21 protein-coding genes and 1 pseudogene are annotated in these 18634 nt (G+C 30.2%); 11 read left to right on the top strand and 11 right to left on the bottom strand.

The features are described from left to right. Positions 1-324: 324 nt before the first annotated feature. From B0A78_RS11240 to B0A78_RS11215, 6 genes are all read right to left on the bottom strand, one after another. Positions 325-1086 (bottom strand): DUF2490 domain-containing protein, encoded by a 762-nt coding sequence (locus tag B0A78_RS11240; protein ID WP_014165115.1) that lies wholly within the window; start codon positions 1084-1086, stop codon positions 325-327. A 186-nt stretch (positions 1087-1272) separates the two neighbouring features. After that, positions 1273-1803: an alpha-ribazole phosphatase gene (gene cobC, locus B0A78_RS11235; protein WP_014165116.1), complete on the bottom strand. Its 531-nt coding sequence runs from the start codon at positions 1801-1803 to the stop codon at positions 1273-1275. Further along, entirely contained in the window at positions 1788-2588 is an 801-nt protein-coding gene (locus tag B0A78_RS11230; protein WP_014165117.1) for an adenosylcobinamide-GDP ribazoletransferase, read from the bottom strand. Before B0A78_RS11230 ends, cobC begins: the two co-directional genes overlap by 16 nt. 35 nt (positions 2589-2623) lie before the next feature. Then, on the bottom strand, positions 2624-3631 hold the full coding sequence (gene cobT / locus B0A78_RS11225; RefSeq protein ID WP_014165118.1) for a nicotinate-nucleotide--dimethylbenzimidazole phosphoribosyltransferase: 1008 nt from the start codon (positions 3629-3631) through the stop codon (positions 2624-2626). An 11-nt stretch (positions 3632-3642) separates the two neighbouring features. Continuing rightward, positions 3643-4287 (bottom strand): Dph6-related ATP pyrophosphatase, encoded by a 645-nt coding sequence (locus B0A78_RS11220; protein WP_014165119.1) that lies wholly within the window; start codon positions 4285-4287, stop codon positions 3643-3645. Positions 4288-4331: 44 nt separating this feature from the next. After that, the gene (locus B0A78_RS11215; RefSeq protein WP_014165120.1) at positions 4332-4838 is read right to left on the bottom strand and encodes a bifunctional adenosylcobinamide kinase/adenosylcobinamide-phosphate guanylyltransferase; all 507 of its coding nucleotides are present in this window, start codon (positions 4836-4838) and stop codon (positions 4332-4334) included. A 120-nt stretch (positions 4839-4958) separates the two neighbouring features. Here B0A78_RS11215 and B0A78_RS11210 point away from each other — a divergent pair, with 120 nt between their 5' ends. The 4 genes from B0A78_RS11210 to B0A78_RS11195 all read left to right on the top strand — a co-directional run bounded on the left by B0A78_RS11210 (position 4959) and on the right by B0A78_RS11195 (position 8507). After that, a complete protein-coding gene (locus B0A78_RS11210; RefSeq protein ID WP_014165121.1) occupies positions 4959-5468 on the top strand; it encodes a mechanosensitive ion channel domain-containing protein in 510 nt (169 codons plus the stop codon). 101 nt (positions 5469-5569) lie between these two features. Beyond that, positions 5570-6709, top strand: a complete 1140-nt coding sequence (locus B0A78_RS11205) for an ABC transporter substrate-binding protein (protein ID WP_014165122.1) — start codon at positions 5570-5572, stop codon at positions 6707-6709. Between the two features lie 5 nt (positions 6710-6714). Then, positions 6715-7725, top strand: a complete 1011-nt coding sequence (locus tag B0A78_RS11200) for an iron ABC transporter permease (RefSeq protein ID WP_014165123.1) — start codon at positions 6715-6717, stop codon at positions 7723-7725. Beyond that, complete coding sequence (locus B0A78_RS11195; protein WP_169859142.1) at positions 7725-8507, top strand: ABC transporter ATP-binding protein; 783 nt, start codon at positions 7725-7727, stop codon at positions 8505-8507. The genes B0A78_RS11200 and B0A78_RS11195 overlap by 1 nt, the downstream gene beginning before the upstream one ends. A gap of 6 nt (positions 8508-8513) precedes the next feature. On the opposite strand, the gene B0A78_RS11190 is transcribed toward B0A78_RS11195, so the two are convergent. From B0A78_RS11190 to B0A78_RS11180, 3 genes are all read right to left on the bottom strand, one after another. After that, positions 8514-9467, bottom strand: coding sequence for an acyltransferase family protein (locus tag B0A78_RS11190; protein WP_014165125.1), 954 nt, complete (start codon positions 9465-9467; stop codon positions 8514-8516). A 76-nt stretch (positions 9468-9543) separates the two neighbouring features. After that, positions 9544-10110, bottom strand: a complete 567-nt coding sequence (locus B0A78_RS11185; RefSeq protein ID WP_014165126.1) for a pseudouridine synthase — start codon at positions 10108-10110, stop codon at positions 9544-9546. 32 nt (positions 10111-10142) lie between these two features. Continuing rightward, positions 10143-10853, bottom strand: coding sequence for a hypothetical protein (locus tag B0A78_RS11180; RefSeq protein ID WP_014165127.1), 711 nt, complete (start codon positions 10851-10853; stop codon positions 10143-10145). A 458-nt stretch (positions 10854-11311) separates the two neighbouring features. Here B0A78_RS11180 and B0A78_RS11170 point away from each other — a divergent pair, with 458 nt between their 5' ends. From B0A78_RS11170 to B0A78_RS11150, 5 genes are read left to right on the top strand one after another with little or no spacing between them, the layout of a single operon-like run. After that, positions 11312-12820, top strand: coding sequence for a reverse transcriptase domain-containing protein (locus B0A78_RS11170; RefSeq protein ID WP_014165129.1), 1509 nt, complete (start codon positions 11312-11314; stop codon positions 12818-12820). Positions 12821-12843: 23 nt separating this feature from the next. Further along, on the top strand, positions 12844-14214 hold the full coding sequence (rmuC, locus tag B0A78_RS11165; RefSeq protein WP_065213172.1) for a DNA recombination protein RmuC: 1371 nt from the start codon (positions 12844-12846) through the stop codon (positions 14212-14214). Between the two features lie 7 nt (positions 14215-14221). Then, complete coding sequence (locus B0A78_RS11160; protein WP_014165131.1) at positions 14222-14590, top strand: hypothetical protein; 369 nt, start codon at positions 14222-14224, stop codon at positions 14588-14590. 38 nt (positions 14591-14628) lie between these two features. Beyond that, positions 14629-15747, top strand: coding sequence for an esterase-like activity of phytase family protein (locus B0A78_RS11155; protein ID WP_081278995.1), 1119 nt, complete (start codon positions 14629-14631; stop codon positions 15745-15747). A 20-nt stretch (positions 15748-15767) separates the two neighbouring features. After that, complete coding sequence (locus tag B0A78_RS11150; RefSeq protein ID WP_014165133.1) at positions 15768-16316, top strand: acyl-CoA thioesterase; 549 nt, start codon at positions 15768-15770, stop codon at positions 16314-16316. 141 nt (positions 16317-16457) lie between these two features. On the opposite strand, the gene B0A78_RS11145 is transcribed toward B0A78_RS11150, so the two are convergent. Continuing rightward, a complete protein-coding gene (locus tag B0A78_RS11145; RefSeq protein WP_097609681.1) occupies positions 16458-17306 on the bottom strand; it encodes a DUF5777 family beta-barrel protein in 849 nt (282 codons plus the stop codon). A gap of 100 nt (positions 17307-17406) precedes the next feature. Here B0A78_RS11145 and B0A78_RS11140 point away from each other — a divergent pair, with 100 nt between their 5' ends. Together B0A78_RS11140 and B0A78_RS11135 are read left to right on the top strand one after the other, a co-directional pair. Continuing rightward, complete coding sequence (locus B0A78_RS11140; protein WP_014165135.1) at positions 17407-17745, top strand: hypothetical protein; 339 nt, start codon at positions 17407-17409, stop codon at positions 17743-17745. Positions 17746-17844: 99 nt separating this feature from the next. After that, positions 17845-18387: a YceI family protein gene (locus tag B0A78_RS11135; protein WP_014165136.1), complete on the top strand. Its 543-nt coding sequence runs from the start codon at positions 17845-17847 to the stop codon at positions 18385-18387. 25 nt (positions 18388-18412) lie between these two features. Here B0A78_RS11135 and B0A78_RS11130 read toward each other — a convergent pair. Beyond that, a pseudogene (locus B0A78_RS11130) lies at positions 18413-18634 on the bottom strand (ion channel); the annotation flags it as partial.

Here is an 18634-nt window from a genome sequence, read left to right as displayed (position 1 = left end):
TTTAAACTTTGAAATTTCCTTATAATATTTTTTTTTAACCTTGAGACTGTCCAAAAAGTTCGCAATCTTTTCATTTCGATCAAAGGGAGAGTTCGAGTTGTTTTTAAAATGAAAAAAAACGTATCGAGAACTTTACTTTTAATCCAGTATATTTTAGGTTTAAATGGTATTACCTCTTTATCTATAATAGTTTTCTAATACCTAACCTATATTGAGCAAAATTTGAATAAAAAATGCCCCAAATAGTGTCTAACTTTTTGGGGCATGTTCAATGTTGTAGTTTTTTTTATTTAAAACAAAGGTCTTTTTACGAAGCTTTTAAAATTATTTTTTCTTTGACCAATCTAAGTTCGTTACATAAGAAATCCTTAGCGTGGGATTATTTTCTTGTATGGTGTTAGGTACATTCCATAAATTTTGGTGAATGTAACTTAATTGAATTTGATGTTGAGGGTTTAAATTATATCCTAAACCTGCAATTACTCTATTTTGTTGTACAAATGTTTTGGCTGCTTTTACTCCTATATTCATAAATATCTCATCTCCTAAAAAAGCAAACAATTGAGGTTTATCTTCTTTTTTAGTTAAAGTATAATTTACCAAATACATGTATCGTAAACGATTTCTATAGTCTCTATTAGTTATAACAAAATCTCCTGCTTCATTTTTAGTAGCTACTCCTACCCAACGACTCTCATCGCGTAGACGATGGGTAAATTTAAAATCATTTTTAGCACAGCTATAAACACCTTGTATCCATACGTTATCCTCTGGTGTTACGACTCTATTTAAAGGAACATCTCCATAAACAAAAAATTCATGGTGTGTATAACCTATGCTACCACTTATTTGTTTAGTAAACTGGTAATCTACAGATGGACGTATAAAATATTGTTGTTTTTGATCAAATCCGTTAGCGAATATTAGAGATCCTTCTAGTGTTAAGGAAAGTTTTTTTCCTATCATGTTTTTTCCTAAATAATGCAACCAAACATCATTGTTATGATTTATTACTTGACCAAATACGTTATTGCACAAAGAAAATAACACGAACAAAAATAGTGGTGTTTTAATACTTTTTTTCATATTTTTTTGTTTAAGGGAGCGCAAAGGTACAATAAAAAATAAAAAAATATTTTTTTTTCACACACATTTATAAAAACACTTACTTTTTTGAAAAAACACCCCTGATCTTAGTCCCTCACAAACAAATTAGTATCAATTAGTTAGGAGTAAAACATTCTTTTCTGAAAAAAGATTAGATTCTTTATTTCATTTAATTGAAAGCCTTTTTACTTCTCCAAAATCTACTTTGTAAGTAAAAGCATCTTTAAGAGGTTGTTTTTCTAGGTAACATATTAAACTTCTTATAACACCTGCATGAGTAAAAATAACTAATGGTTTCTCTAATGTCATTTTTTGTATTGTTTCCCAAAATTCAACTACTCTTTCGTATAAAACTTGAAAAGACTCTCCCATAGGAACTGGAATGTTTACAAAATCTTCCATCCAAGGATTTAATTCTTCCTCTGGTATTGCATCCCATTTTTGTAATTCCCATTTTCCAAAATTCATTTCCTTTAATCGGTTGTCTACCGTTATCTCTTGTTTTGAAAAACAATATTCAGCCAATTCTACACAACGTGTCAAAGGACTAGTATATACGAATGCTTTTACTGGTAATTGTTTTTTTATCTCTTGAAATTGTTTTAAAAAATTAGGTACTAAGTTTACATTGCTCTGTCCATAACAAACTCCTTTGGGACAAATGGTTTCGGTATGGCGTACTAAATAAATTTGCATAGTGTTAGAAAAGATAAAAGGGTTACTACTTCGCTAATCTGTTCTAAAGCTCCTAAACAATCGCCTGTGTATCCTCCAATCCATTTGGTAAAATACCGTCCCATATACAAACGTGTGAGGAGCAAAGCGGGTAATACCACCAAATAATATGGATTGTAAATACAAGCCATACAAGCCAATGGTGTTAATCCAAAGAAAAGGACTCCTATTACTTCATATTTACTAAAACCTTTGGTTATAGGTTTACTTTTACTTAATTCATCTTCTCTTACATACGGTAACGTAAAGGAAAGTGAAATGGCATTTGCTCTGCTTATACTATGGTAGGTAATAAATAAAAAGCTTGCATAAGCATATTGGTTCCAAGAAGGATTAGGGATTCTGTTCATTATTTCAAAAAGGAGTAAAAACTTGACTAGTAATAAAAGTACAACTCCTATAGCTCCATAAGCTCCTATAGCGCTGTCTTTCATAATTTTTACTATTTTTTCTTTTGTCCAACCTCCTCCAAACCCATCGCAAACGTCCGCAAATCCATCTTCGTGAAAGGCTCCTGTAATCAGCACGCCTGCTACCATGGAAAAAACAGTGGCTATTAACAATGAAAAAAGATAATGAGCTCCTAAAAATACTAAATAAGATAGACTTCCTACTAACCACCCTACTAACGGAAAATAACGTGTTGCTTTATTTAAATAACTAGGATCATGATGAATATGTTTTGGACACGGAATACGTGTATAGAACATTAACGCTGTAAAAAAGATGTCTAGTTGTTTTTTCATTTTTTTATGAACCTTAGGTTATGAAAATAGCCTCTTTAAAGGCTTTCACTAACGCCTGCTTCTTCAAAACTTGCCATTTGATTTAAAAAATTAACGGCTCCTTGTATGATTGGAAAAGCAAGGGCTATTCCTGTACCTTCTCCTAGTCGTAATCCTAAATCTAGCAATGGTTTTCCTTTTAAATAGTGCAACAAGTTTTTATGTGCTTTTTCTTGTGAACAATGACAGAATATGGCGTTTTTTAGGATTTTTGATTCATAGGTATACGCTACTAAAAAGGCTACTGAACTAATAAATCCGTCTACTAGAATTAACATATTGTTTTCAAAGGCTTGAAGCATTCCTCCTGCCATTTGATAAATTTCAAATCCACCAAAATGGGCTAATTTTTCATCTATCATGGAGGATCCTTTGTAATTTTGTAAAGCTGTTTTTAAAATAGTTGTTTTTCTATCTAATGCGTCATTAACTACTCCTGTCCCACTCCCTACACAATCTTGAATTGGAATTTCTGTTAAAATACTCATTAATACAGCAGAAGTGGCTGTGTTTCCAATACCCATTTCTCCAAAGCCAACGCAATTAGAGCCTTTTGTGTGTATTTCTTGTACAATTTGTCTTCCTTTTTGTAAACATTCTTTAAACTGCTCTACTGACATGGCAGCTTGCTCTAAAAATGATTGAGTTCCTTTTGCTACCTTTTGATGTATTATGGGTAATGAATTATCAAAATCAAAATTTACTCCTGCATCAATTACTTCTAATGTCAATTCATTTTGTTTTGAAAACACATTAATTGCTGCCCCACCGTTTACAAAATTCAAAACCATTTGAGGGGTTACTTCAGCTGGATAAGCACTTACGCCTTCTCTTGCTATACCATGATCTGCTGCAAAGACTAAAATATGTGGATTTCGTATTTCAGGTGTAAGTGTATTAAAAACTTGCCCTATCTGCAAAGCTATACTTTCTAATTGACCTAAAGCTCCTAAAGGTTTGGTTTTAAAATCAATCTTATGTTGTAATTTTTCTGTTAAACTCATCACTTCTTATGTTATTTTTCCCAAACTAAAAAACAATAGTCTTGGTAAATTTCTTTTTTATAATTAGGTAATACAATAGGATTATCAAATAACGGGCAGTTAATTACTACTGTGTGAAACTCTCCATTTTCACCACATGGATCTATATTTAATTGAATTAATTTTTGAATCATTTCCTTTGTTAAAATTTCTCCTAAAAATTCTACTCCCATAGTAGTATTACAGGAAACAATCATACAAACAATATTTTGTTCTATCATTTGTTTTACCAATTCTAAACGATCTTGTTGCCAGAGAGGTAAAATGGCATTTAATTTGGCTTCTTGGCATACTTTTTCTTCCCATTCTTTATGAGGTGCTAAATCAATATCTCCAAAAATAACGTGTTCTACTTCATAGTTTTTTTTTAATTGATGAAGTGTTTCTATGTATTTTTTTTCATAATCGCCCCAAGTGGTTGGTATTCCTATGAATGGTATTTTTAACTGATTGGCTTGCTGCTCTAAAATAAGTTGTGTTAATCCGTGCGAACGGGATACTTTTCCGTTTTCATTCATCATATTTAAAAGCACTGTCGGTTGATATCCTGATTTTATGGCTTTTATTGTTGCGTAACAGCTGTCTTTACCTCCACTCCAAGAAAGAATTGCTTTCATTATTTCGTATGAGTTTTTATTCTATAATTTATAAACGATAAACGCTACTTAATTTCTACAGGAATTCCTGAAATCATCAAAATTACTTTATTTGCTTTTTGAGCTAGATATTGATTCATCCAACCTTGTAATTCGGTAAATTTTCTTCCTATTTCGGTCTGAGCATGAACTCCCATACCAATTTCATTTGTAATAATAATAATATTTGTATCTTCTTGAAGTAGTATTTTTTCAATTTCTGATTTTGCTAATTCTAGTGATTTTTCAATATCATTTTGGGTATCCACAAAAAAATTAGTCAACCACAAGGTTACGCAGTCAATCATGGTTACTTTTTTAGAAAAATTGAAATTGCTTATGTATTTTTCTTCTTCAACATTCGTCCATCGGTGGTCACGATCTTTTTGATGTCTATCTATTCTTTTCTGAAAATCACCGTCCCATTTACGAGCAGTAGCCATATACACGGGATTAGACGATAACTCTAACGCTAAATCTTGGGCATACGCGCTTTTACCTGAACGTTCGCCACCTGTTATAAGATACAACATACACTCTGTTTTTTGGCTGTAAAGATATTTAAAACTTTATCTTTGCTTACAGAATACTAAAAAAACATTATAACTTACTTTTGTTTTCTTACTAAAGTACGTTATTTAATATATATAATTATGGGTACTTATAAAATTCAGATTTTAGAAACAATAGCCGCTCTAGTCATATATATATTTCTTTTTTTCTTTACTAAAAATATAATTAACAATACATTAAAAAGGACCTATATTGAAAGAACAAGGAGAAAAATATCTATTAAGGCATTACATCTTCTAATAACCATTGTGTTTTTTGTTTTAATTTCCGGAATTTGGGGACTGGAACAAAATGAAATAGCCCTCTTTGCTAGTAGTATCCTAACTGCCTTGGGAGTTGCTTTTTTTGCTCAATGGTCTTTATTGTCAAACATAACATCAAGTTTAATACTTTTTTTTAATCATCCTCTTAAATTAGGTGATACCATAAGAATACTTGATAAAGACTTTCCTTTAGAAGGTGAAATTATTGAGCTTACCTATTTTTTTGTTCATTTAAAAACTGCTGATGGGCAAACTATTACAATTCCTAATTCTTTGATTTTACAAAAATCAATTTCAATAATAGAGAAGCCTGATACTACTTCTTAAAAACATATTTAGAATTATACAATTGATTAATACTTCTTTTTAAGGCAAAATATATTTTATCTTTGTCAATCATTTAAAAATTTAATTTTTCATATACTGTTATGATAAAACTATTGCGATATACTTTTTTTGCTTTGCTTTGTTCTCTTGCTATACAATGCAAAAAAAATGAAATCACACGTATTGTTACCCCTCAAAAAAACAATATTCTAACAGATGCCACTGCTTTTACCTTACATGAATACGAAAATTATTCTGTCATAACAGTTACAACTCCATGGCCTAATGCTCAAAAACCGTTTACTTATGTTCTTACCAAAAGCAATAAGAACATCCCTGATAGCTTGAAACAGTATCTTCAAATACAAGTCCCTCTTAAGAACCTTGTAGTAACCTCTACTACTAATATTCCTTTTTTAGAAATTTTAGGGGTAGAAAACAAGTTGGTGGGTTTTCCTCATACTGACTATATTTCGTCTGATAAAACTCGAAAATTAATTGATTCTGGAAGAATAAAAAACTTGGGAGAAAATGAAAAAATTAATATCGAACAATTAATTAATCTAGCTCCAAACGCATTGGTTGCTTTTGGAGTGGATGGAAATAACCCAACCTTAAACGCTATTGAAAAAGCAGGAATCCCCGTTCTAATTCAAGCGGATTGGATGGAGCAAACACCTCTAGGAAAAGCTGAATGGATTAAGTTTTTTGGTGCTTTAGTAGGAAAAGAAAAAGAAGCTAAAAACTATTTTGATCTAGTTAAAAAAAACTATTTAAATGCACTAGAAATTGTAAAAACGGTTCAACAAAAACCTACTATTCTTTATGGTACAATGTATCAGGATCAGTGGTATATGCCTAAAGGTGATAGTTGGAAAAGCACCTATATACAAGATGCGGGGGGCAACTATCTTTGGAAAGATGTAAAAGGTACAGGAAGTATCCCTCTGACTTTTGAACAGGTTTTTGAAAAAGGACAAAATGCTTTGATCTGGATTGCAACGGGAGATATTACAAGTTGGAACGAATTTGGAAAATCAAATATTCATTACTCTCAATTTAAAGCGTATCAAAATAAGAAGGTATATACTTTTGAAGGGAAAAAAGGGAAAAAAGGAGGTACTCTTTTCTTTGAATTTTCGCCTAGTCAACCCGATAAAGTACTGAAAGATTACATAAAAATTATACATCCTGAATTATTGCCTAATTATCCATTTACATTTGTAACGCCCATACAATAAAAGTCTTGAAAAACAAAAAACTCTTTTTTGGTTTTATTCTCTTAAGCGTAATTCTTTTTATTTTAGACTTATGTTTAGGTTCTGTTAGAATCCCTATACAGGATACTTTTCAGGTTTTAATAGGCAACAATGCTTCTAAAACTACTTGGCAGTATATTATTTTAAATTTCAGACTTCCTAAAGCTCTAATAGCGGTAGCCGTGGGTGTAGCATTACCTATATGCGGATTACTCATGCAAACTCTTTTTAGAAATCCATTAGCGGGTCCTTATATTTTAGGATTAAGTTCAGGTTCCAGCTTAATGGTTGCTTTCGTGATCATGGGAAGTAATTTTTTACCCCCTCTACTTGTTCCTCTTTTTACATCGTCTTACGGAATTGTCTTTGCCTCTATCATGGGGTCTCTGATTGTTTTGATAGCAGTCCTTTTAACGGCTCAAAAAATAAAAAACACTATGTCTATCTTGGTTATTGGATTGATGTTTAGTCATTTTACAAGTTCTATTATCAATATTTTAAGTTATTTTTCATCAGCTGAACAGTTACAAAAATTTTCTATTTGGTCTATGGGAAATTTAGGTAGTGTGCGTTGGGAAAATATTTATTTTATTTTTATCGTTTGCGGCATTACGCTACTTTATACGATCCGTCTTCTTAAAAATTTAGACGCTCTTTTGTTGGGAGAAAATTATGCTAAAAGTCTAGGTGTTCCTTATAAAAAAACTTTACATCAAATTATTTTAATAACGAGTGTACTTACTGGCATACTCACGGCTTTTGTGGGACCTATAGCTTTTATAGGGTTTGCAATTCCTCATCTTGCAAAAATTATTTTCCAAGGCAGCCAACATCTTCACCTATTTATAACCACCTTATTAACAGGAATTTGCATTATGCTTCTTTGTGATATTGTTTCTCAGGGTTTTGAGGTAGCTATTCCTATAAATGCTGTTACCTCTATTATAGGTGCTCCTATAGTAGTATGGCTTTTGGTAAAAAAACGTACTCTAAATTAATGAAAAATCCAATCATTTTACAAACCAAACACCTTAGTATTGGCTATACATTTAAAAAAAATCCAATTTGTATAGCTCAGAATTTAAATTTAAATTTTGAAGCGGGAAAATTAATTACCCTTATAGGTGCTAACGGAATAGGGAAATCAACTCTTTTAAAAACGCTAACAGCTATTCAATCTCCTCTTTCGGGTGAAGTTATCTTAAACTCTTTAGACATTCAAAAATACACGACTATTGAATTAGCAAGAAACTTAGCAGTTGTTCTTACTGAAAAACTCCCTTCTAGTAATCTAACCGTTTATGAATTAGTTGCTTTAGGTCGTCAACCCTATACCAATTGGATTGGAACGCTTACACAAGAAGATCGTCTGAAAATAAAGGAAGCTTTAATTCTAACAGAAATAACAGCTATCCAAAACAAGAAACATTACGAAATAAGTGATGGTCAGTTGCAAAAAACATTAATAGCAAGGGCTTTAGCTCAAAACACCCCTTTGATTATTTTAGATGAACCTACCACACATTTAGACTTACATCATAAGGTTGCTGTTTTTAAGTTGCTAAAAAAGTTAGCTCACGAAACCCAAAAGTGTATCTTATTTTCTACTCATGATATTGATTTGGCCCTTCAGTTAAGCGATGAAATGGTTGTTATGACTCCTGATTTTGTTGTACAAGATCAACCTTGTGTACTAATTGAAAAAGGTGTTTTTAATTCTTTATTTGAGGATGAAGACATTCTATTTGATAACGAAAAGAGAAAATTTATATTTAAATAATCCCAATTAAAAAAAATAGGTCAATTTCTTATTTATTTGATCCATTAACCACCAAAGTATAAGTGTTAAAAAACAAATAATAGGATATTTTAATAGCCAATCATAAAATCCTTGTTCGGGCAATAATTCATTTACCATTCTTATAGCATACGGATGACACAAATAAATTCCTAAAGAAAGTGTAGCTGGTATTGTTTTTTGAATGAACGATTGGTGGGATTCATTTATCCAATAAAAAGTCAACATACTTAATAAAGGAAGCGTTAAAAGAAAATCCATTGCTTTAACCTTATATTTATAATACATTCCTACTTCTATTAATAATATAATCCATAATGGGATAAATAGCCATTTGAATTGGGGTATCTCATCTTTCCATTTATCATACATAGTCCCAATCATCATCATAGGTAAAGCAAAAAATAAATAGTTACGTGTTGTTCCTATTATTTCATACAAAAACATAAGATCTAAACGATTTGATTGAATTCCTATTTGAAAACTGTAACCCAATATGAGTAGAAACAGTATTAACTTCGTTTTTATCGCAGTACTTAAATTTCGTAAAAGATATAACAAACCTACCGCTATAGTTGTGGCTAATAAATACCATAAATGCCAATAACCGTAAATAAGTTTTAAAATCATATCTGATTTAGAAAACCAACCTAAATTATAAAATCGGATTAAGTCAGGTAAATAAATGAATTGCCAAACCACATATAACAATAAAATTCGCTTGGTATACTTCCACAAATAAGGTTTATCATTTAATTTATTTCGCAAAAAATAACCTGAAATTAAAAAGAATGTAGGTACAGCAATTCGAGTTATACCACTGGCAATTTCATAGGAAATTAGTCCTTCTATCCCTGTTACTTTAGAAACAGGAAAAATATGTAACGCAATGACTAAAAAAGCCATTATTATTTTCAGTACATCAAGATTATTATTGCGCATTTTTATATCTAAAATAATTGTAATACAAAGACCAAACTAAGTTTTTAGATCGTAATTTAGTTTAAAAAAATGATATTTAAAATTCATTTACTTCAATTACTTCTCCTGCTTTCAACCCCTTCAAATTAACATTTCCAACTCTCACACGGACTAATCGCAAAGTAGGGAATCCAACTGCGGCCGTCATTTTACGTACCTGACGAAATTTTCCTTCGGTAAGTGTAATAGATAGCCAACTAGTAGGACCGTGGCGTTCGTGGCGTATGCGTCGACCTTCGCCAATGAAATCAGGTAATGTTTCTAGGATTCTTGCTTCACAAGATTTGGTAGTATAACGAACACCCTTTACTCCTATTTCTACTCCGTTTTTCAGTTTTTCAATAGCTTGGGGAGTTACAACCCCATCTACTTGGGCAAAATATTCTTTTTCGATGGTTTTACTTCGTACAATTTCGCTCATCATTCCGTCTGTGGTGAGCAATAACAATCCTTCAGAATCTTCATCTAACCTTCCTATTGCCATCGTACCTTCAGGAAAATCAAATAATTCGCCTAGCTTTTTCTTATTTCGCTTTTTCTCGTAAATAAATTGGCTTAAATAGCCGTGGGGTTTATGGAGTATAAAATGACGGTGAGTTTCCATAATGCAAAATTTAATTTTATAGATTAAAAAATTTATTTTACTTCCTCATTACCTCCATCTATGAACTTTGTATCTTTTACAAAAAACTCTTTTGGCAAATAATGCTCACTAAATTTTTGCTGATAATGATTAAACCACATCACTTTAAACATTGTATTAGAAACTTTTCTCTTTATCTTTTTTTCTCCATTAGAATAGAATAAATCCTTGCTTATTTCTTCTTTTATACCTGACAAAACAAAATCAGGAGTTTGAAATGAAATATTTGAAATTTTCTCATTATTGTTTTCATATGATTTTCGATGTTCTAATTTTTTTGTTTTAAATTGAACTACTTCACCATAATTATAATCTGCTAAATCATAACTTTTAACTTCATCAATTAATTTTGAATCAATATTTTCGTTAGTTTTTTTGTCCTTTCTGTAATATTTTAAATCATTATATTTTTTCAATAAATCACTATAAATAATGACTTCAACAAATTCACTTTTATTGGCATTAAAATAGACACAAGTAAATTTTATCAACCCTGAAATTTTACACCCCAATTCTTCACTGTGTGTTTTTTTCTTTTCTTCATCTTCATAAAAAATTTCTTTCACCAACATTAAGGGTGATGTTTGAGCAGGAAACTCAATTATTTTATGATACTCTCTGAATAAGGCATGGGATTTAATTGCAACGATATCTCCTATCTTAAAATCTTGGTTTTCTTCACTATTGTTTTGACTAGCTTTCATTTATTTGATTTTTATAAAAGTAAAAATAACTATTTTTACAAAAGTAAAGTAAGGAAGTTCTTTAGTTATTGAAATAAAACATTTGTTGAACTATTGTGTTTCAAAAGAAACCACTTAATCAAACCTCTTTTGAGGGTTAATAAATATGTAGATTAAGAGAAGTGTAATTGATTGATTGAATACCTCTCCCAATATTGGGTTCAGTATTAAATCAATTAGGTCTGTACAAATTTCGGGAAAGTTTGCTTTCTCTAGTATTAGTCTCCAAACTAATAGATTTGTTACAGTCGCAAGTAATTCTAAAGGATTTAATGTAATCATAATTTCTAATGGATTATTCATTGACGTAAAATGATAACGGGAGTCGAGAACTCGGCTAATGGTTCAGTTTCATTGAAATGTTACGTTTTATTTTTTAAAATCCGTGCGAGAACTTCTTTACTACTTTTAAACAAACTATGATTAAAACTAAAGATTGGTTTAAAGACAGAGGATATCCTCATTTTTCTAATAAAACTCCATTATCAATTAAAAAAGATATCGAGAGTTATGTTTCTAATCCTGAAAAAGTTGCACATCATTCATTCTTACCTTTGATCTTCAAAGAAATTAAACAAAGGAGATATAAACTTTCAGATTTTAATGGAATAAAAAGACATTCTCATAAAAAAATAGATAAAAAAGGAAATATTGTTTCAAACACTAAAATCAGAGAAATTCTTTATGCTTCACATATTGATGCTCATATATATTCCTACTATACTCAAAAAATTATTAGTCCAAAATATGAAGAATATCTAAAAAAGAACATTGAACTATCTAATTCAATATCAGCATATAGACAAATAATAACTGAAGATGGATTAAAATTTAAAAACAATGTTCATTTTGCAAAAGACATTTTCGATGAAATCAAGAAAAGAGAAAATTGTGTTGTCTTAGCTTTTGATGTAGAAAACTTCTTTCCTACACTAAATCATAAAAAATTAAAATTAATTTGGGCTAAAATTTTAGGTTGTAAAGCATTACCAAAAGATCATTACAATATTTTTAAATCTGCTACACAATTCACATATGTTAAACTAAATGATCTAAAAATCAAGAATAAACATTTCGACGAAAAAAAGTTAGCACAACTAAAAAAAGAAGGAAAACATACTTTTTTTAATAATATCAAAGAACTAATTGATTCTGATATAATTATTCATAAAAATCAGAAACATAAAAAAGGTAAAATCATTGGAATTCCACAAGGATTACCTATAAGTGCTCTTTTAGCTAATATTTATATGCTCCCTTTTGACGAAGCAATTGTAAATGAACTTACAGTTAAAAAAAATGTCTTTTACAGACGATATTCTGATGATATTATTGTAATCTGTAAAGAAAGTGAGGTTGATACAGTTGAAAATTTTGTATTAAATAAGATAAAGGAAATTGACTTAATTATTTCAAAAGAAAAAACAGAAAAAACTTCATTCAAAAAAGAGAATGAGAAATTACAGTCATTTCAAATAAAGGGTGATAAATTAATAAAAGATATACCTCTTAACTATTTAGGTTTCGAATTTTATGGTTATAAAATATTAGTCAAATCTAAAAACTTAGCAAGTTTTTACCGAGAAATGAAACAAACTATAAAAAGAAAATCAAAAAGAATTGAAAAACTAAAAGAGAAGAAACTTTTAGATGAATCTCCTATTTTTAAAAGGAAAATCTACAGACTCTATAGTTACAAAGGAGTAAAATCAAGATTGTTGCCAGCTAAAAAAAGTGAGTTTAAAAATGGTCGATTAGTAGTTAAACCTTTTTGTCGTAAATTTAGAGGTAATTATATTAAATATATTTATAATGCTTCAAACGAAATGAACGCTCCTGAGATAAAAAAGCAAATAAAAAATCATTGGAAAATCCTTCAAACTACATTAAAAAAATATAATTTTTCAAATATTAAAAATGAATTATAAATTTACAACAAAAAAACAAAACCATGTCAGACACACTTATTGTACTAGCCACATTCATCATTGCCTTAGGAATAGGAATCTTCTTAGGGAAAGTCATCTTTTCGGCTTCGGCTAAAACTACAACCGCTACTTTTGAGGAAAAAATTAACGGATTACTTTCCCAAATTGAACAATTGAAATCACAATTTCAGTCAGAAAAAGGGACTTGGGAAAAACAATTATCGCAACTTAATCATGAAAAAGATGCTATTCGGAACGAAAAAGAAGCCCTTGCGATTCAGCTCTCCAAAAAGGAAGTTGATTTTGATAATTTACTCGAACGAAATAGAGAACAAAAACAAGAAGTAGCACAACTGCAAGAAAAATTCACGAAAGAATTTGAAAACCTTGCCAACAAGATATTAGAAGAAAAATCAACTAAATTTACTGAACAAAATAAAGAAAACATAAAAAATCTCCTTTCGCCATTACACGACAAAATCCAAAACTTTGAGAAAAAAGTGGAAGACACTCACAAAGAGAGTATTGATTATCACGCAGCATTACGCCAACAAATTTTAGGTTTGCGCGAAATGAACGCACAAATGAGTAAAGAAACCCTCAATTTGACCAAAGCATTAAAAGGCGATAGTAAAATGCAAGGGAATTGGGGTGAACTAGTGCTAGAACGCGTACTTGAAAAATCGGGTTTAGAAAAAGGGCGCGAGTACGAAGTCCAACAAAGTTTTACTAACGACGAAGGGCAACGCTTGCAGCCCGATGTGGTCATCAATCTACCTGATGGTAAAAAAATGATCGTCGATTCTAAAGTAACGCTTACTGCTTATGAACGTTTTATAAACGAAGAAGATGAAACTCTAAAAGAGCAATACCTAAAAGAACACGTCCTTTCTTTAAAGCGTCATGTAGATCAACTGGGCGAAAAAAACTATCATGATTTATATAAAATAGAAAGCCCTGATTTTGTGCTACTTTTTGTTCCTATAGAACCCGCGTTTGCCATTGCTTTACAGGAAGATGCCACTCTTTACAACAAAGCTTTTGAGAAAAATATTGTAATTGTTACACCATCAACCCTTTTGGCTACACTAAGAACTATTGACAGTATGTGGGCTAACCAAAAGCAACAGGAAAACGCTTATGAAATTGCCCGTCAAGCGGGAGCTTTATATGATAAGTTTGAAGGATTTGTTCAGGATCTTATCAAAATTGGAAAACGTATGGATGAAGCTAAAAATGAGTATTCAGGAGCTATGAATAAATTAGTTGAAGGCAAAGGGAATTTAATTACCAGCGTTGAAAAACTCAAAAAAATGGGAGCTAAAGCTAAAAAATCACTTCCTGAAGCCATTATTAATCGAGCAGAACAAAATGAAAATAACTTAATAAACTAATAATTGTATGTTAAAAAAAATTCTTTTACTCAGCCTTGGTACTTTTGCTCTTTGTTTTGCTTTGTACTTTACTCTTTTGTACTATGCTACTTATAGCGAAGGCACTCGTACCGGAGAATTAATTAAATTCAGCAAAAAAGGTTATATCTTTAAAACGTGGGAAGGCGAATTAAGTCAAGGCCTTTCAGGAAACAAAATTTTTGCTTTTTCGCTATTGGATAGTGAAAACAGCACCATTCAAAAATTAAAAAATCTAGAGGGACGTTATGTAAAAGTAACTTATATAGAACGTTATAAAACATTTCCTTGGTGGGGAGACACCACTTATTTCGTAACCGATGTAAAAGAGGAAAAATCTCCTATATTTAACCGATAGTTTTCATACTATAAAACTAATTTACAGGCAGGAATGATATGTTATTTTTAAAAAAACACATAATTCTATTCTTTCTTCTTTTCTTTTTTATATGCTGTCATAAAACTGAAATAGAAGAAATTAATCAGACAACTAAGGTAAACGACATAACTAATTCATCAAGTATAAAATTAAATTTTTTAGATGATTTTATTTTCCCTTCAAATCAATATTTTCAAAATTTATTAATTGGTGGTTTATCTGGTATAGATTATGATTTTGAGAAAGATCGTTACTATATTGTTTCTGACGATCCTAATACCCCTCGTTACTATATTGCCAATATAGTAACTAAAAATAACACTATTAGTAAAACTGTTTTTACTGACATGATTATTTTTGATACAAAAGAAAATTTTTATTCTTCTCGGTTTTTAGACTTAGAGAGTATCGTTTTTACAAACAATCAAATAACGTTATCATCAGAAGGAAGCATTTATGGCAATCAAAAACCAAGTATTTTTAATTCCGATGAAAAAGGACATTTTTTATCCGATTTTTCTATCCCTCCTATTTTTTTCCAAGAAACTAGGCATAATGGTTCTTTTGAATCCTTGACAAAAAGTGTAGATAAACAAGGTATATGGAGTGCAAACGAATTACCTCTTAAAACAGATGGATCAGAACCAGATTATAAAACAACAGATTCTCCTGTTCGATTTACTTTTTATGATTTTAATACAAAACAAGCTACAAAAGAATTTGTTTATGAATTATCTCCTCTTACCAAACCTAGAACAGGAAGCGGAGACATAAATGGTGTATCTGATATTTTAGAATACAAAAAAGATCATTTTTTAGTAATAGAAAGAGCCTTTCAAAATGAAAATATTGTAAAAATATTTGAAGCTTCTATTCATTCAAACACTACAAATTCATTAAACATAAAAAGCTTAAAATCAAAAAAGTATGTCCCTATGAAAAAGGAATTGGTTTTGGATTTTAGTGACATAAAAAAATATCTAAAACAGTCTAAAATAGATAATATTGAAGGTATCTGTTTTGGAAAAAATTTACCCAATGGAAATAGAACAATTTTGGTTATATCAGATGATAATTTTCAACAATTTGGCCCACAACTCAATCAATTTATTTTATTTGAATTAATTGAAAAATGATTTTAAGATAACTTTATATAATGAATACCCTCTTTAAAACCGTAAATGACTCTAGAATAGTTATTTCAGAACTCATGTTACCATCACACACTAACTTTAGTGGTAAAATACACGGCGGCTATATTTTATCTTTATTAGATCAAATTGCTTTTGCCTGCGCTTCTAAATTTTCAGGACATTATTGTGTAACTGCATCAGTAGATACTGTAGATTTTTTAGCTCCAATAGAGGTCGGCGAATTAGTAACTCTTAAAGCTTCTGTAAATTATGTAGGTAAAACGTCTATGATTGTAGGGATACGAGTAGAAGCTGAAAATATACAAACAGGCTTTGTTAAACATTGCAATTCATCTTATTTCACTATGGTTGCAAAAGATAAAACAGGGCAATCAACACCTGTTCCAGGTCTTATTCTTAGTAATTTTGAAGATGTTAGGCGCTTTTATAATTGTATCAAAACAATCTCTAATAGAAAAGAAAAGCAACAACACGAAGATCATTTTAATTATAAAAGCCCTGAAGCTCTAGCTCATCTATCAGAATACAACGTAGAGGTTGATTTGAAATAAGTAAAAGAAACTTTTCTAAAAAGTAATATTTAAAAGATTTAATTTTGTTACTACTTTAGTAGTCTAGTAGGAAGAAGAATCAAACAAAATTAGACAAAACAATATCAGACTTTTAGAAAAGTTTCTTTTTTTACAATAATATTAAAACACTCTTACTAAATTAAATCCAAAGCTAATTTCTCCTTTTGCCCAATTACCAGCTGTTCTACCTAGATAACCTGTATCGTGCATAGCATTCGCATTGGTAAAAAACATTTGAAATATGTGTCCCCCTGTTTCTAAATCTACTCCAACTGAAAGAGGATCTCTAAAATTTGAATTTTTAATTCTATTCAAGTGTGCTGCATAATCTACATTTAAAGAAAATCGTTTACTTAACTTATAACGACCTCCCATACCTACTGCAAATTGTGCGTTTTTTTGCTCGGGATTAAGAACTACATTTTCATAAAAAAAAGTAGGAGCTAACTGTAATGTTAGTTGATCGTTGAATTTTCTTGACACTAATACTTGCGAATTATAAGAAAGTCGATGTTTAAATTCTAATAAGGGATAAGCTTCTTTTTTCATAGCCGAATTAATCGCCAAAGCATTATATCCTACTATTGTAAAAGGAAATCCTTCTTTCTTTTGGCTTATAATTTTATATTTTATTCCCGCATCATAAGTCTTAGCAAAAGTGCTTCTTGAAAAATGCAACGTGACATCATCTGTTAACCCATAAACCATTTTTAGTTGAGTAGTAGCTCCATCTAACCCAAAAAAGTTTTCAAACCCTGAGTTCAAAAAACCAAAACGGTGAGAAACAATAAAATATAAATCTCCTTTTGATGCCAATTTTGTTGACTCTAAATTTACAATCTTTAAAGATTTAAATGCTGATTTAACGACTTGTGAGTCGTTATTTTCTACTCCCTTTAACAAATCATCTTGTGCCTGCAGATTATTACTTAACACAATAGAAAATCCTAATAAAATTTTTTTTAACATACTTTTTAGTTTTTTAACATCTAAACATCAAATAAATAAATTATTTTTGCCATCATTTGTATAGACAAATATATAAATTTAATAACTAAAATCACTTATTATGAAAAAAACATTTCTGTTTTTAAGCTTTTTAACAATCAGTTTGGCAAGTTGTTCTAAAGACAATGAACCTTCTATTTCAGGTCCTACCACGACTACGACTACTCCTACTGGAGCTAAATTAACTTATGAAGCAAACGCTAAGGCTATTTTCACAAATAACTGTATAGGTTGCCACCCTACTTTTGCTTCATACAGTGGTGTAAAAACAAACATTAATAACATCTTAGATAGAATACAAAGAGATGGCGCTGGAGTTATGCCTCGTTCAGGAAAAATGCCTCAAGTTAACATTGATATCATAAAACAGTGGCAAGCTGATGGCTTATTAGAAAAATAATTTTTTTTAAAGTAGCTAAAGAAGCACACTTCCCCCTAAAGTGTGCTTGCAAAAAAGTTAATTAATGATTCAATACTATTAAAACTATACAAATAAGTTATGAAAAAACTATTTTACTCCTTGATTTTACTTATCAATTTACACTCTTGGTCTCAAGAAAAAAGTATAGCAAAAAACGGAGTTATAACATTTGAGGCATCTGTTGCCACTTTTGAAGAAATAAAGGCTACAAGTTCCTCTGCTGTATGTGTTTTAAATTCTAAAACAGGAGATATGGCCTCGGTCATAAATATTAAAACTTTTAAGTTTAAAAACAGCTTAATGCAAGAGCATTTTAATGAAAACTATATGGAAAGCGACAAATTTCCTAAAGCTATTTTTAAAGGAAAAATAGAGAATTACAATACTTATAATTTTGATAACCAAACAAAAGTTCAAATAAATGGTACTTTTGAAATTCACGGAAAATCAAAAAATATGACGGTACCTGCCTTATTAAAAAAAGAAGGAAACAACTACATTCTTATAGCTAACTTTATTTTAAAGCCAGAAGAATTTAATATTGAAATACCTAGTGTTGTTGGCTATAAGATTGCAAAATCAATAGAAGTATCTACTACTTTTAAACTATTAGGTCAATAAAACCTTATATTCATTTCTTTTTTAGTTATATCTCAACATTTTCAAATTGATTTAATCGGTCTATATGTAAAATAGTTGAGGTAAAACTATTATTATGTTCGTACATAGGTTTAAATTTAGCTCCGTATACTATTTCATCAAACGTATAAGAAGTTCTCTTTACTACATTATTGCTAAACATATCATCAAAAGCTTTCAAAAAGATAATCACTTCTCCTTTTTTTGATGGATCAAGTCTAAAACCTGT

It is taken from the genome of Flavobacterium columnare NBRC 100251 = ATCC 23463 (assembly GCF_002530675.1).
Taxonomy (GTDB): domain Bacteria; phylum Bacteroidota; class Bacteroidia; order Flavobacteriales; family Flavobacteriaceae; genus Flavobacterium; species Flavobacterium columnare.
This window is presented reverse-complemented; position numbering and strand designations above follow the sequence as displayed.

Bases quoted from the DNA above. Each gene is read 5' to 3' on its own strand.
- B0A78_RS11240 (WP_014165115.1), bottom strand. From the start codon at position 1,086: ATGAAAAAAAGTATTAAAACACCACTATTTTTGTTCGTGTTATTTTCT.
- cobC (WP_014165116.1), bottom strand. From the start codon at position 1,803: ATGCAAATTTATTTAGTACGCCATACCGAAACCATTTGTCCCAAAGGA.
- B0A78_RS11230 (WP_014165117.1), bottom strand. From the start codon at position 2,588: ATGAAAAAACAACTAGACATCTTTTTTACAGCGTTAATGTTCTATACA.
- cobT (WP_014165118.1), bottom strand. From the start codon at position 3,631: ATGAGTTTAACAGAAAAATTACAACATAAGATTGATTTTAAAACCAAA.
- B0A78_RS11220 (WP_014165119.1), bottom strand. From the start codon at position 4,287: ATGAAAGCAATTCTTTCTTGGAGTGGAGGTAAAGACAGCTGTTACGCA.
- B0A78_RS11215 (WP_014165120.1), bottom strand. From the start codon at position 4,838: ATGTTGTATCTTATAACAGGTGGCGAACGTTCAGGTAAAAGCGCGTAT.
- B0A78_RS11210 (WP_014165121.1), top strand. From the start codon at position 4,959: ATGGGTACTTATAAAATTCAGATTTTAGAAACAATAGCCGCTCTAGTC.
- B0A78_RS11205 (WP_014165122.1), top strand. From the start codon at position 5,570: ATGATAAAACTATTGCGATATACTTTTTTTGCTTTGCTTTGTTCTCTT.
- B0A78_RS11195 (WP_169859142.1), top strand. From the start codon at position 7,725: ATGAAAAATCCAATCATTTTACAAACCAAACACCTTAGTATTGGCTAT.
- B0A78_RS11190 (WP_014165125.1), bottom strand. From the start codon at position 9,467: ATGCGCAATAATAATCTTGATGTACTGAAAATAATAATGGCTTTTTTA.
- B0A78_RS11185 (WP_014165126.1), bottom strand. From the start codon at position 10,110: ATGGAAACTCACCGTCATTTTATACTCCATAAACCCCACGGCTATTTA.
- B0A78_RS11180 (WP_014165127.1), bottom strand. From the start codon at position 10,853: ATGAAAGCTAGTCAAAACAATAGTGAAGAAAACCAAGATTTTAAGATA.
- B0A78_RS11170 (WP_014165129.1), top strand. From the start codon at position 11,312: ATGATTAAAACTAAAGATTGGTTTAAAGACAGAGGATATCCTCATTTT.
- rmuC (WP_065213172.1), top strand. From the start codon at position 12,844: ATGTCAGACACACTTATTGTACTAGCCACATTCATCATTGCCTTAGGA.
- B0A78_RS11160 (WP_014165131.1), top strand. From the start codon at position 14,222: ATGTTAAAAAAAATTCTTTTACTCAGCCTTGGTACTTTTGCTCTTTGT.
- B0A78_RS11155 (WP_081278995.1), top strand. From the start codon at position 14,629: ATGTTATTTTTAAAAAAACACATAATTCTATTCTTTCTTCTTTTCTTT.
- B0A78_RS11150 (WP_014165133.1), top strand. From the start codon at position 15,768: ATGAATACCCTCTTTAAAACCGTAAATGACTCTAGAATAGTTATTTCA.
- B0A78_RS11145 (WP_097609681.1), bottom strand. From the start codon at position 17,306: ATGTTAAAAAAAATTTTATTAGGATTTTCTATTGTGTTAAGTAATAAT.
- B0A78_RS11140 (WP_014165135.1), top strand. From the start codon at position 17,407: ATGAAAAAAACATTTCTGTTTTTAAGCTTTTTAACAATCAGTTTGGCA.
- B0A78_RS11135 (WP_014165136.1), top strand. From the start codon at position 17,845: ATGAAAAAACTATTTTACTCCTTGATTTTACTTATCAATTTACACTCT.